Genomic DNA, 13,669 nt, shown 5'->3' on the forward strand with positions numbered 1-13,669 from the left:
TTATCCTCTACCCAACAAAACACCCAAATGATAAAATCTTGTTGTGACATAGCCTTTTGTTCCTTTATTTCTCTTTGTTTGTCAACTTAAAGTTATAAAGGAGCGGCTATGTCATTTCAACTCACCATAAAAGTCGAGCATCGCGTTAAAATGTATGTTGGCTAAATAGCGCTGTAAACCATAAGTTATAATGATGTTTCTTGTTTGTTTAATCTCATTGCTTGTGCAAATTAGCGGTGAGTTGATTGAAATTAAGTTATTTTTTGAGGATGGAATGGATTTGTGGATTTCAATTAATCCACTAATCGTTGAGGATGGGTATATACTGTTGCCCGTCCTGGCTTGCAAAATCCGATCAACGTTAGATTACATTTCTGTGCGACTTCAATGGCGAGTGAGGTTGCAGCAGAAACGGCAAATAAAATTTCTACCCCACAATTAGCTGATTTTTGCACCATCTCATAACTGGCACGGCTGGAAACCAACACAGCGCCTTGTTGCCAGCCTGTTTTAGCTCGCATTCCCAGTAACTTATCCAGTGCAACATGGCGGCCAACATCTTCACAACCACCAAGCAATTTGCTCTCTGGGTCAATCCAACCCGCCGCATGGGTACAGCCAGTGAACGCGCCAATTTCCTGAACATGTGGTAATTGGGCAAGCGCAGTATCAAGGTAGGAGAGCGAAAACGTTTGGGTGAAAGGCAGGGGCGTAATTGGGCGAAAGATCTCTGCGAGTTGTTCTGTGCCGCAAATACCGCAACCCGTTCTCCCAGCCATATTGCGTCGTCGCTCTTTTAATCCCGCAAAACGACGGCTGGAAAGCTCAATGTGCAGTTCAATACCACCGTGGCAGCTAACTATTGAATCAATCCCCCGAATTTCCTGCGCAGATGTAATAATCCCTTCCGACAAGGAAAACCCGATAGCGAAATGATCAAGATCTTTTGGACTCGCCATCATCACGACATGGGAAATACCGTTATAGACTAATGCGACAGGCACTTCCTCGGCCACCCAATCCGGCGTTGGACTGCCCAATCGGTCACTCTGTTTGGCGTTTTTTTGTTGTACATTAATGCGAGAAGCACCGTTGATTCCTTCCATGATTAACTTATTTTCTGACCTTTCATTTTCCATTCATGAATTTCCCTGTAGTTTGATTCATAATACTGTTCGTGTGGATATATAACGATTCATTAATTTATTACCACATGCTGATTTATTCAGGTAGCGATTAGCAGTCGAAAATAGATATCGTCGTTCTCAGAAAAGTGAAGGAAACCGGAGGCCGTTTTCTCCTCCGGTTTATTGACTTTTAGTGATTGATGAATGCCTTGAGCCTCTTATTAACCTGCTGTTTATCAAAAGGTTCCAGTGACTCGGTTGGGGATAATCCCACAAATTCTAATTGCTCTGCTTCATCTTCAGTCAGGAGTTTTTTTCTTCTCAACTTGAGCAAATAGTTCCAATTCCAAATGCCACCAGAATCTTCAGCCGGACATATGCCATTACCTGCGGTGACTTCAGGCTGGATAATATCTTTTTGCTGGACTTTCTCTACTGTTATTTGATGGAACCAATCATCACCAAAATCATATTGGTAGTTGAGTTCATCTCCAGCTTCAAACAGAAATGCACCGATGCACATTTGATCATAATGTTCTTCTGGAATGTCGATTCCTGCAATATTAAAACGGAATAGATGAGCGTTTTCCCAGCCCATGGCATTTTGTATCACTTCATGAAATTCATTTAGTGTTAGTTGATTGCTGACACGGAGCCGACGCCATACGGCTGGAGTAGCATCAAGTAAACTCACTTTGAGAACCAAACCCTGCGGTTCAATCTCTTCCTCTTGTTCCATGTAGAAATATTCAAAGCTGAGTTCAGACAAAGTATCAAATAAAGCAAACTTTTTGCGGTTTAATGCAGGGTCTCTGAGGGCATAGGCTAAATCTAAATATTGTTCTACCCAATATGGGGCTTGTGATGGCAATCTGTATTGTTCGATTGAAGCGGAATAAGTCAGACGTTCAGTAAATAGCTCGCGGTTTGCATAATAATAGAGCTTCAATAAATCCCTGGGTTTTTTCGCTTTCAACAAGCATTCTTCCGGCGCCAGCCAAGACAGTATTAATGATGAACCCATCGTCATGCCAAGGCGATTCTGATCCTGTCGCTTCGGATCAGCTTGATATCCGAACTTCTGGCTCCAGTGTTCAAGTTCAAATGCTTCTGGCTGTGTCCATTCGACGGGAAGTTGTGACAACCAATACAGTGAGTCGAGATCGAGCGGAGTGTTTTTATTTTGCTGAACTGAAAGTATCCACGGTAAAATTTGTTGCAGCCAGTCAGGGGAGACCGGAGTAAAGTCAACATAAGACTCATTATTGCTTAACTCTTCAATCAGTTCGGGGATGGTTCTCTCAGGAGCAATATTCAGTAAGCTCTCACGGATACCAGATTTGAAATCCAGCATCATATTCATTTGATATTCTTGACCATCCAGCGTGATTGTCATCATCATGCTGGCACAGTCATTTCCATCAACATGAGTGACATATAATTCGTGTATCTTCGCTGTTTCCCGTACCTTATTGTGGTGCGACATCGCCTTTTTTTTCCAGCGCTTAAAACAGGAATGAATGGCAGGATGGCGGTTAAACCGTGCACACAGATTAACAAGTTGCAGGTAGGATAAATTTGCCCATGCAGAGGAAGGGCAATCGTCCAATGCTTGCGCACAGGCAAGGGCAATGGGTTCTTCAAAGTATTGAGTGAGTAATAGCAGGGCATCCATACCCCATGAATGCTTGGCGACTTCTGTCAATAGATGAGGTAAGGTTTCATGAGGAACGACGGAAAGACCACTCTCAAAAAAGTCGACGAATTCAATGCCTAAATGAATTTCAAACTGTTTAAATAGTTGGCTTAAGTTTGGGGATTTTGCCGGAAAAGTCGCTATGTTGGTGTTATCAGCATATTGGAGGATATCCAGGAGTTGGGTGATGTCAGTTCTGATATGAAACTGATTTCTTTTCAGGATCGATACACATAACAATACGCATTCGCTATTGATCTCGAACTCTTCTTTGGTATTCACCAAAATTTGCTCAATGATCTCTTCAAACAGTTGTTTGGTCTCAGCAGACAATTTGTTTGTTGTTAATGCAAATTCTGCTATGGCAACTTCAAGCCAATTATTAATGCTGTCCCCTATCTCCGTCATCGCTTCTTTAGGTAGCGTTAACACCAGGCTAATCAACAAGAAGACGTTTTCTGGCTCGGAAAACCATTGTATCTGTGTTTGGGTTAAAGAACGCTGTTTCTCAGGAGTATGGGCGTATTTTTCTATTGCAGATAGCAATTTTTCAGGTGTTAATTTCATTATCAACCTCTTCAATATATCGATATTTCAACCAAGAAGAGGGCTGGTGATCTATGCCGTCAAATCCACCTTTCCCCCTTTGCAATTACCAATAGTCTAACCTGAATTTTTGTAAGGCCAGTAAGTTTGTGTTGAAATTTATCCGGGTTATTTTCCAACTTACTGCTTTGTGGTCTGTAATTTGAAATCGACAGGATCTGGCAATGCTATTCCGTTGTTTGGCAGGGTAAGATGACTTGGGACGTACAATCAACATAACGAGAAGGTAAGATAATGAGTAATCGCATTGCTCCTATTCCCCCATTATATTGTTTGTCAACCTGAAAACATTAGCGACAGAAAGCAATCCATTTTCAAGTTACCTGAATTTTGCGGCAGAGATAGCACAAGCACAGCAAAAAGCATTGTATGACAATCCGCTGGAGATGGAATTGGAGGAGCTTCTTGGTCATTCTCCGCAAGAAAATCGTGTCCCACTGGATTGTAAAACGTTACGTCGTACTCAGCATTGGCAAAATATCCTGCGCTCTTTGATTGCAGAGTTACTGCCTACTGTACCTGAACATGTGAAACCCACCCTCGAAAATCTGGCAAAAAATTCAGCGCAAGAGTTAGAAGAGATGGCGAACGCACTGCTTAATAATGAGTTTAGCAAGGTCAGTGCTGATCAGGCGTTGTTTGTTTGGGTAGCGTTATCTGTCTATTGGACACAAATGGCCAGTTTGATCCCAGGCAAGGCACGGGCGGAATATGGAGAACATCGCCAGTTTTGTCCGGTCTGTGGCAGTATGCCGGTTGCCAGTGTGGTGCAAATCGGTACTCACCAGGGATTGCGTTACTTGCATTGTAACCTGTGTGAAAGCGAATTTGCACGTTCTGCGGGATGAGGGAATTTTTTAGCATTTTATTTACAGTATCTGTGACAATCTGTGCTATTTTCCATCGGGTTGGCAAACGGAACTCATGTGTGGAATTCAATAGAGTATGAAAAAGAAGATAATCTCGAGGATTTATCTTGGATTGTTGTTGATTGCTTCCTTGATATTAGTGTTCGAAAAAAGTGGAGATATTTATCCTGCACTGGTGTCTGTCGGCGTATTCGGCATCATCTTTGGCCTGGCTTTTTTAGTTTCAGCACGCTGGTTATTTTCGGCAGTGTTAACTGGCACCTTATTTATCATCCTCAAATTCCTCAACCAGATAAAAATCCATTACTACAAAGAACAACTGATGTTTTCTGATTTGAATGTTATGTTAGATCCTTCAAACCAAGAGACTTTACGCCATTATTGGCTGGCAGGTATTGCTGTAGTGGTGATGCTTATCTGGTTGATATTCAACATAATATTGAGCTGGAAAGTAGTACCTTCTGCGCGTGGGATCAAATGGCGCTTCACCAGTATCGTTTTGATGGTTGTGAGTGCCTGGGGTGTCAATCTAACGGTTAGTGCCTATCATGCTCAATGGCAAGGGGAATTACCGAAGGGACGGGGAACGGTGACCAATATGGTGATGTCTGCCTCGGATGCACAATATCAGCCACCAAAATTCGGATCATCTGCTGATTATTTCTTGCAGCGGGCGAAACAAGTGACGTTGCCTGAACCTCAGTCAGAGGTTAAACCCGATGTAGTTGTATTGCTGCAAGAGTCCACTGTCAATCCCCATATTTACCAATTACCTGCCAATGTGCAGTTGCCAGATCTTTATATGTTCCGGCGTGATGCGGGTGTCAGTGCCCAAAGTCCACTCAGGGTACAAACCTTTGGTGGCGGAACCTGGTTATCTGAATTCTCCGTTTTAACCGGATTGAATACGGATGATTTTGGTTCACGTAAAAATGCGGTATTTTATTTTGTCGTTGATCACCTGAAAAACAGCCTGTTCCGGGCAATGAAAGACAACGGTTATTACACGGTTGTTCTGACACCATTTAATAAGTCCGCTTACCATGCGGGACATGCTTACAAGACACTGGGTGTTGATCGAATTATCCAACCGCAGGAGTTAGGTTACCCCGCAGACATGGATGAAAATTTGTGGAAAATCCCGACACAAGACATGTTGTCTTATGTGAAAACTATCTTAGCTAAGGAGACAGACAAGCCGATTTTTATTTTCTCTCTGACCATGTATGAACATGGGCCTTATGAAGAGAGCCATCATGATGATTATGGTTTGACTGGTAAAGTTAATTCTGCAACGGCGGCAGGTAAATTTAGCCATTACATGGAAAAAATCGTGGCATCTGATCCTGCCATCAGAGATTTCAGTGAATTCGTTGCCAATCGTAACAAGCCTACTGTTTTCCTCTATTTTGGTGATCATCAACCAAACATCAATTTTGGTCACTATAACTCTTTGTTACCTGATCCAGCACATGTGACTCAGTTTACTTTGCGGGATAACCTGAAACAGGGAGCGTCAATAACAACAGGCAAACTGACCGATATCTCCTTCCTCGGCGGAATGATTCTGGAACGTGCCCGCTTGTCGGCCCCGGTGTTTTACCAAACAAATATGATCATGCGCCATTTGTGTGATGGTGTCTTAAATGATTGTCAGGATAGTGCACTGGTAGAGAGTTATAAGCATTATATTTACCAGCAGTTGGAAGCGGCAGGCAAGGAATAATGTTATCCCTTCTGTCGGTGATGCTGCTGACAGAAGGGATGTGTTATAGATATATCGCTACGATATGGGAGCTATTCGTGAAACTATTCAGTTATATTAAGGATGTGCGGCGGTGATGCGATAAGTGCAGCGGCGGTGACCACTAAGGATATATTCGGTTCTTTCCACATTGGCTTGCAGGATCTCCCGAAACAGTTTCAGCTCTGTCCGACAGAAGCCTTGGCACAATTTGGCGGCGGCACAAATTGGACAATGGTTTTCAAAAAACAGAATATCGCCATTTTCTTCAACAGAATAATAAGCCATGTAGCCTTCTCGGCAGCGGATCGAAACCAGACGCTCAACCTTCTCCTGTAACCCTGTAGCACCTTCCATCGCCTTTTTATAGTTGGAAAAAGCCTCTTTTTCACGAGCGCTGATAATCAAATCCATAGTATCTTCACCCAACTGATTACGAATAATCGAGATCAATTGCGTTGTTAACTCTGCATGGGCATCAGGAAATTTGGCATGGCCTTTCTCTGTGATATGCCAAAGCTGTACTGGACGCCCAACTCCCCTTGTTTCTGCTTTTGCTTCAACTAATCCCTCCTTAGCCATTTTCACAAATTGCTGACGGGCTGCTTCTCCAGTTGTTCCCAATAATTTGCCGGCATCAGAGGCTTGTAAGGCACCTTGAGTTTTTAGCAAAATTAGTAGCTTTTCACTCACTGTTTGCCCTACGATTATACTATTTTCCAAGTCATCGCTTGACATATTGTTGATCCCGACATTAATTTATTCCAAGATTTATCTTGTTTAATTTAGCGTAAGACTTTTCACAACTCAACCTGTGTTCAGGGCAAAAATTATGATAATGACTGAGGAAAGCCGCTGGAGGGATCTGTTTTCCAGCAAAAATGCACTGAGTGCGATAGCACTTTCACTGGGCGTGGTATTGATGGCAATTAATACCTTAATTGCGATTACTATTCTGCCTTCTGTCGTCAATGATATTGGAGGATTGAACCTCTATGCCTGGAATACGACATTGTTTGTCGTGGCATCGATTATTGGTTCCATTCTTTCTGCGAGGTTGTTGAGTGCTCTGGGCGCAAGAAATGCTTATCTGATTGCATCATTGATCTTTTTTATCGGTAGCTTACTCTGTACTCTTGCACCGACAATGGAAGTGATGCTGGTTGGCAGAACCATTCAGGGCCTTGGCGGTGGATTTCTGTTTGCCCTTTCCTATTTGATGATTAATCTTGTATTTGCTCAATCACTTTGGCCTCGAGCTATAGCGTTGGTTTCAGGGATGTGGGGAGTTGCGACTTTAATAGGGCCAGCTATTGGTGGTGTTTTTGCTGAAATGAATGCATGGCGTTACGCTTTTGGCATTATGCTTCCCGTTATTCTGTGTTATGTCGTATTTACCTACCTGATTTTACCTAAAACAGAGGCGCAGAATAAAACCAAAACAGCATTGCCTATTGTGCAATTGATCCTATTGTCAGCAGCAGTACTGGCGGTTTCTTCTGGCAGTTTGTCACCAGATGTTCGATTCAACATTCTCGGCATTGTTGCGGCTGTAATATTAATCTTTTTATTGATCAGTTATGAGCGTAGAGCTTCAGTAAGGTTATTGCCTGAAAATTCCCTAAGTTTACGTTCTCCTCATTTGGTTTTATTCACTACCATATTTCTATTGGTAGTGGGTTTATCGGGGGATGTTTTTATTCCCTATTTTTTGCAAATTCTGCATGGACAATCCCCTTTGGCTTCTGGTTACATGGTTGCTTCCGTGGCAATGGGTTGGACTATAGGAGAAGTACTCAGTGCTAGCTGGCAAGGGACAAAGATGCGGTTTGCAATTGTCAGTGGTCCTGTCTTCATGTTGGTTGGCATGTTGCTGTTGCTTGTGTTGCTGCCATACCAGTCAGTAGGGGAGTGGCAGATTATACTACCGATAATCCTGGGATTAGGCGTGTTTGGTTTTGGGGTTGGATTCGGTTGGCCTCATCTTTTGACCCTCATTTTGCAGGTTTCCCGTGATGCGGATAAAAGCATCGCTGGTTCATCCATTACCACCATACAGTTATTTGCCTCTGCATTTGGTTCTGCGTTGGGGGGGATGACCGTCAATTTATTTGGATTTTATCAGCCAGGAGGCGTTGAAGGGGCTGCTTCTTCTGCTTATTGGCTATTTTTACTCTTCTCCATTGCACCAATATTGGCATTATTAACAGCATTTCAATCAGCGAAAATTAAGGCAGAAGAATAAATTTATTATCAACGGCATTTTCATAAAAAAGTAATGCCGTTTTCTTGATTACGTGTGATGGGAGATATCCGTATAATAGTGGTGCTTGATATCAGAACTAAGGATATTTGATGTTAATAATTTCCCATATACCAAAGGATGGTTGTAACGCCAGAATAATACAACCGAAAATAAGCTGTATTTCTATAATAAAACATTTTTTTATACTATTTTTATTGCTTATCGGGATAAGCAATGTATCGGCTGGAGAGATAAAACAAGAGACAATAACTGTTGATGTTCCAGCGTTAAGCAAGCGTGTGGCAGATATCTCTAAAGTTCTGACGAAAGAAGAGAACCAACGCCTGACCCGCCAATTAAAAAAACTGCAATCTGAAGAAAAAGTACAGATGGCAGTCCTGATTATCCCGACTATTGGCAGTGATACGATTGAGAAATTTTCTTCCCGTGTATTTGATAAATGGAAGTTGGGTAATAAAGAAAGCAATGATGGCATCTTGTTTTTGATCGCTTCTGATGACCACAAAATGCGTATCGCAGTTGGTTCCGGTTTAGAGCGGAAATTAACCGATGGCAAGATCGCACGTATTCTACGTGAAGAGGTGAAGCCGGCTTTCAAAGAAAATGCTTATTTTGAGGGTATCAGTAATGCGATTAATTCAGTTGATACATTGCTGAAACTGTCTAAACAAACAGGGATCGATGAAGAAATAACGAAAGTGACATCGGCTTTCTCAGAAGAGGGTGGCGGCACATTCAGCAAGATATCTGGCAAAGACATTGCCGCACTATTGTTTTTTTGGCTAATCAGTCTGTTCCTTTTGCCAATGAAAGTCTTTCGCGAGGGACACTGGTTTAAGCGTTTCCTTAAGTGTGCCCTGACGATAGCGGCAGGAACCTATCTACTGACCCTGGTGGGATTGTTTTCTTCCATTCCGGCAGAGTTTTATCTATTAATCCTTCTGCTACCAGTGATTCTGGTGTTTTTGGTTATTTCTACGGTATGGTCATTATTGAAAAACCTATTCAGCGGTCTCTTTGGCGGCTTATTTGGTGGTTCTGGCTCTGAGCGTCCAGAAAGTGGCGGGGATGATAGCTTTTCCGGTGGCGGTGGCAGCAGTGATGGTGGTGGTGCTTCAGGCGATTGGTAATTTGTTTTTGGTTGATTGGGTGGGGAGATTATCCCCATCTGTTGCCGTTATTCACCGCATTTGCAGGATATTTTGTTTCTCTGTATTTAGCTCTGGGGAATTCGGATTATTTAACATCATGAAAAATAGCTAAAAAGCCTCTGAGATTTAGAGGCTAAACAGAGGAAAACATGATATTTATAAAAATTTTCATTTACACAGTGATAAATTTTTTACGTAAGTTGTTGGAGACATCCACGATATTTTATCACATGTAACTATACCACTGAATTGATAAAAATGTGTTGCCATCCACCTAAAGCGCCATATATGTTTAAAGGTTTTTCGATAGCATAGATATAGCCCGTTACCGTCTGCTTTCCCTTCGAACCTTTTGCCTGACTTTATCCACGTCCTGATTTCTTTATCGGTGATTTTAGGCATTGTGCAATCTCCAACGTAAAAAATGGCCTTGTACCACTAAATAGCTTTTATGATCGCTGGTGGTACACGCTAATCATGCGCTGCGCTATTGTAATTCGCTCTGCAATGCTCTGACAGTAAAAAAGCCAGATATAACAATATATATCTGGCTTTATGATTTTCTCTGAAATGCTAAGAAACGTTTGGATCTATTCATTGAGTATAGGCCTTAAACCCGTATGAATGCTGGATTGTTGTAATTCAATATTTTCTAGGGGTACACCCTTGGGTACACGCTAAACAGGAGTGTACCTCTGAATTGATAAAAATGTGTTCGCTGGTGGATTTACTACAATAATAATCACTAATGTAAACTACCCATACTCTTGTCCCTAACGGTCAAATTGACTGAGAGCAACTGAAAATTATTTTTCACCTGCTAGGCTACCCTCTTTAAGAGGTGTGGTTGCTTTTTGTACTCCACTACATAATGACTGCAAATTAACCGCGTCGCTAAAAGATACACGCAAAGTTTACGCACCTCTTAATGAGTTGCGCAAATTCTGTGAGTCAGCCTGACTAACGCTAAAATTGTGAGTAAATGTCATTTATGTACAAAGCCATTTGTAAGTAACTCTCGGTTACGCTCAAGACCATTTGCGACTGACTAACTGTCAGTTACACCCAAAGTCCGATTATCGGATATTGGATTTTGCATCGACGAATTTCGTCGGCACAAACTGAACCTCTTAAAGAGGGGTAGTTAGTAAACATGCAGCAAGGCAACTGACCTACAATTAGTGGGTCAGTTACACGATGACCAGACGCCAAATCTGGCGTCTGATTAAATATCAATGGGTTATCACCAAAGCCCGAATTAGGGCTTTGCCCTGCTAAAAGGTATGGTGATTTCCCCTATACCCTAAGTGGGGCATTCCATCTTGAGATGGTCACGATTTTGACCATCTACGGCAACGATAGGGATTTCCTCAATAGTTGGTTAACGCCTTGATTTACTTAATCTCTGGCTCTGTGACAGAAATAAGTAAAATCAATAGGTTATAAAATACCTCTACGTAACTCCTTGATTCCCTTAATTTTCGCCCCTGTACCGGAAATAAGCAAAATCAACAAGTTATCTAAATACCGTCAAAGTCAGCCAGCCACCGCTTCTGCTCCTCATTGAGACTAAAAGCAAACTCTTCATGTTCTGCCTGCCATGTGCCAAAACTCATCAGGAACGCGATTGCAGGGTCAATCTTGTTTGCCGATTTCTTCTTGTTCGGCTTGATATTGGCGTTCACGTCTGTTTCCATCACCACATTGGACATCGCCCACGCCAGCACCGGATTGCCATTGTGACGAATGATTTTGCGGTTAACAAAGACTTCGGCGGATTTGGCTACGGGACTATACCGCATATAGGTTTGCGGGAACCGCTTAATTTCAAGCCCTCCCGTTGGCTGTGTGGTGTGTATGGACTGTTTCTCACTGGCGGGCATATCAGCCCTTAGCACCCCGTAACGGCCTCGTCATCAAGGCTTAACTCCTCCATTGCCTCATAGATGATTTCTTGCAGTGCTGCTACAAATTCTGCATCCGTTGATGTGCTTGCCAAGGCTCTCAGGCGAGGGCCATGTTCAGGGGCAATAGCGATCAATCGGGTTCGCATCCGTGAGTATTCCTCACCAACTTTGTTCACCATATCCCGCCACGGTAACACCTGACCGGATTTGATGCTGTGCTCCAGCTTGACCAGTTCCGCCAGATAGTGCTCTTTAATGGCTTTGGACTCTTCCAATGGGCGTACCTGTGTATCACCCGATGTCAGCGAGGTGTAGACTGATTCGGCACGCGCCTGAAAACTCTCTGTGTTGCTGATAGGCTTCTTGGCATTCTGTATACGTGGATCCTGACTGTCACGATACTGTTTGATATTTCTGTCGCTGGCCTCCACGTCAATATCATCACCACACATCACAATATACTTTCCATCCCTGATCCATCGTGAAATTGTTTTACGGTTCACACCGACATGTTTTGCATACTTACCAATGGTCATAGTAGACATGGGACATACTCCATTTTAAATGGGACATTGGTGGGACATTTTTACGTGAATGTCCCCAATTTCGGGGACACAAATGGGACACAAAATACACACCAAAAATCACATAATTAGTTGATTAAAAAACAGTTATATAAAATATTTTCAATGGGACATGGGACACAAATTCAAAAGTTCAAAACTAGTGAAATATCGCGGCGCGCAATGCCCATGATTTATAAGGGTTTTCAGAAGGACCCGAAAGTTACGCGACGTTACTATCACCGTCTGAATGCCTGTCTCTGTCGTTTCCACGAGACGATAACCTTATTCAGATTGAATTTGACCAGTCGGTCTATCGGACTTCTGAAGATGTCTTGGTGGTTCAAGATCGTTCAAAATAGCTGACGCATAGACATTAGCCTTTTGTCTGTTAACGGGCGCGTAATCTTCATCTATGCGCCCGTTTGTAACGCGGCTAAACAACGCATCTTTTGCACCTAGCTGGATAATCCATGTCACTGGGTATTTTTCAGAGCATTGGGTTCGTTTCAGAATTGACTGCTCCCTAAACTTTACTCCTTCATCTTTTGCACACGAGATACAACTACTAACAAAAGACATCTTCTCAAAATAGTCACCACCTGAGATCAAAGCCCCATCCAGGCTTATTACCCGATGCTGCTGTTGTTGTGACTTTTCTACTTTCTGAGAGTGAAAGAGAGGCAGCATCTTGAGAGTTGATTCTGCTATTTTTTCAGCTTTAGCCTCGCTACCGACCCGTTGAGCAGTTTCAATACAGTACAATACTGAATCAATGCATTCCTTTAGCATTTTAAGTCGTTCTATGCCGCTAGATTTATTCATGTTTGTCACCTGATAGGATTAGTTAAATTATCTCTTCGCCTTTTTGGTCGTTCCCGTTCTTCCTCAACCTTGCGCTTTTCCTCTTCCTCTTGCCGTTGACGCTCTGCAATGCTTTCCGGTGAGTGAGGATTGTTACGGCGCATCAAGTCACCCGTCCGTTGGATTAATGCCTGTATCTCGTCCTCTGTCATGGGTTCGATATATTTTTCCAGCTTCTCACTTGCTGCCCGTAATGATGCCTGATACCCGTTCGCATCATTGGTTCTTAAGCTGTAGTTGAATGCTTCCAGATTCTTATCTTCCCCGTCTAACAGTTCCCAGCCTGAACAGACAGCTTTCATCTTGCGTGTGGTGTATCGGCTAAGGTGGCGGTAACTTTCCCTGAGCTTTACGATTCCGATACAGCGACATTGTGCCCCCTGCTGTGCTTTTTGATAGGTGCGGGCTGGTTGTCTTGCTCAGTGATGAGATCCGTAGCAAGTTCCTGTGCCGGTTCGGTCGTGTAGTGTCCAGAATCATCATCAGCCCACGCTGACAGGTGACTAAAGTTTGTCGCGGTTGTGTCTTTGTGAGCTGCTTTACGTTTGAAGCGGCCTAATCCCAATAAATTCGACATAGTGTAATTTGCCATTTGTTATCTTCCTGTCTGTGATAAAGCCTTGTCTACTAATTTGCGAGCCACTTCGTGAAGCGTGGGTTTAATGCCGAGTTCTGAGCGGCTGTATTCGTCCTGCTGTATCTTTCGTAGCGCGTCCATCTGCTGACGAGTCAGTAAAATGGCCTTGTTATCGATTTTCATACCCATACCTCAATAGCTGATAATTTATACAGCTATATTATTGCAATATATGCAACAAATCAAACTAATGATGCAAAATAAGAAACAATAAAATTCACTATAAATTAAGGGCAGAC

Annotated in this window: 12 protein-coding genes and 2 pseudogenes; 4 read left to right on the forward strand and 10 right to left on the reverse strand. The window is 42.7% G+C overall.

Annotated elements, in window-relative coordinates; translation table 11 throughout:
- Nucleotides 1-293 precede the first annotated feature (293 nt).
- Nucleotides 294-1,139: a formate dehydrogenase accessory sulfurtransferase FdhD gene (fdhD, locus tag Xets_RS20360; protein WP_099132922.1), complete on the reverse strand. Its 846-nt coding sequence runs from the start codon at nt 1,137-1,139 to the stop codon at nt 294-296.
- Between the two features lie 178 nt (nt 1,140-1,317).
- Nucleotides 1,318-3,390 (reverse strand): plasmid pRiA4b ORF-3 family protein, encoded by a 2,073-nt coding sequence (locus Xets_RS20365; RefSeq protein ID WP_099132923.1) that lies wholly within the window; start codon nt 3,388-3,390, stop codon nt 1,318-1,320.
- A gap of 299 nt (nt 3,391-3,689) precedes the next feature.
- On the opposite strand from Xets_RS20365, the pseudogene fdhE reads away from it, so the two are divergent.
- Nucleotides 3,690-4,259, forward strand: a pseudogene (gene fdhE / locus Xets_RS20370) (formate dehydrogenase accessory protein FdhE); the annotation flags it as partial.
- 115 nt (nt 4,260-4,374) lie between these two features.
- Nucleotides 4,375-6,024: an LTA synthase family protein gene (locus Xets_RS20375; RefSeq protein ID WP_187652484.1), complete on the forward strand. Its 1,650-nt coding sequence runs from the start codon at nt 4,375-4,377 to the stop codon at nt 6,022-6,024.
- A 96-nt stretch (nt 6,025-6,120) separates the two neighbouring features.
- On the opposite strand, the gene Xets_RS20380 is transcribed toward Xets_RS20375, so the two are convergent.
- Nucleotides 6,121-6,780: a metalloregulator ArsR/SmtB family transcription factor gene (locus Xets_RS20380; RefSeq protein WP_187652485.1), complete on the reverse strand. Its 660-nt coding sequence runs from the start codon at nt 6,778-6,780 to the stop codon at nt 6,121-6,123.
- 94 nt (nt 6,781-6,874) lie between these two features.
- Here Xets_RS20380 and Xets_RS20385 point away from each other — a divergent pair, with 94 nt between their 5' ends.
- Both Xets_RS20385 and Xets_RS20390 read left to right on the forward strand, forming a co-directional pair.
- Nucleotides 6,875-8,287, forward strand: coding sequence for an MFS transporter (locus Xets_RS20385; protein WP_187652486.1), 1,413 nt, complete (start codon nt 6,875-6,877; stop codon nt 8,285-8,287).
- Nucleotides 8,288-8,586: 299 nt separating this feature from the next.
- Nucleotides 8,587-9,438, forward strand: coding sequence for a TPM domain-containing protein (locus Xets_RS20390; protein WP_187652487.1), 852 nt, complete (start codon nt 8,587-8,589; stop codon nt 9,436-9,438).
- Nucleotides 9,439-9,627: 189 nt separating this feature from the next.
- Here Xets_RS20390 and Xets_RS28870 read toward each other — a convergent pair whose 3' ends face one another.
- The 7 genes and pseudogenes from Xets_RS28870 to Xets_RS20425 form a co-directional block, all read right to left on the reverse strand.
- Nucleotides 9,628-9,699 (reverse strand): DUF1240 domain-containing protein, encoded by a 72-nt coding sequence (locus tag Xets_RS28870; protein ID WP_370588282.1) that lies wholly within the window; start codon nt 9,697-9,699, stop codon nt 9,628-9,630.
- Between the two features lie 1,280 nt (nt 9,700-10,979).
- Nucleotides 10,980-11,285: pseudogene (locus Xets_RS20400) on the reverse strand (terminase TerL endonuclease subunit); the annotation flags it as partial.
- 65 nt (nt 11,286-11,350) lie between these two features.
- Complete coding sequence (locus Xets_RS20405; protein WP_255430717.1) at nt 11,351-11,911, reverse strand: RNA polymerase subunit sigma-70; 561 nt, start codon at nt 11,909-11,911, stop codon at nt 11,351-11,353.
- Nucleotides 11,912-12,214: 303 nt separating this feature from the next.
- Entirely contained in the window at nt 12,215-12,754 is a 540-nt protein-coding gene (locus Xets_RS20410) for a hypothetical protein (RefSeq protein ID WP_187652489.1), read from the reverse strand.
- Nucleotides 12,755-12,759: 5 nt separating this feature from the next.
- Nucleotides 12,760-13,095, reverse strand: a complete 336-nt coding sequence (locus tag Xets_RS20415) for a hypothetical protein (RefSeq protein ID WP_187652490.1) — start codon at nt 13,093-13,095, stop codon at nt 12,760-12,762.
- Nucleotides 13,096-13,142: 47 nt separating this feature from the next.
- On the reverse strand, nt 13,143-13,385 hold the full coding sequence (locus Xets_RS20420; protein ID WP_187652491.1) for a hypothetical protein: 243 nt from the start codon (nt 13,383-13,385) through the stop codon (nt 13,143-13,145).
- A gap of 3 nt (nt 13,386-13,388) precedes the next feature.
- On the reverse strand, nt 13,389-13,553 hold the full coding sequence (locus tag Xets_RS20425; RefSeq protein WP_167366730.1) for a hypothetical protein: 165 nt from the start codon (nt 13,551-13,553) through the stop codon (nt 13,389-13,391).
- Nucleotides 13,554-13,669: the final 116 nt, after the last annotated feature.

This window comes from Xenorhabdus sp. TS4, from assembly GCF_014467265.1.
In the GTDB taxonomy this organism is placed as follows: domain Bacteria; phylum Pseudomonadota; class Gammaproteobacteria; order Enterobacterales; family Enterobacteriaceae; genus Xenorhabdus; species Xenorhabdus ehlersii.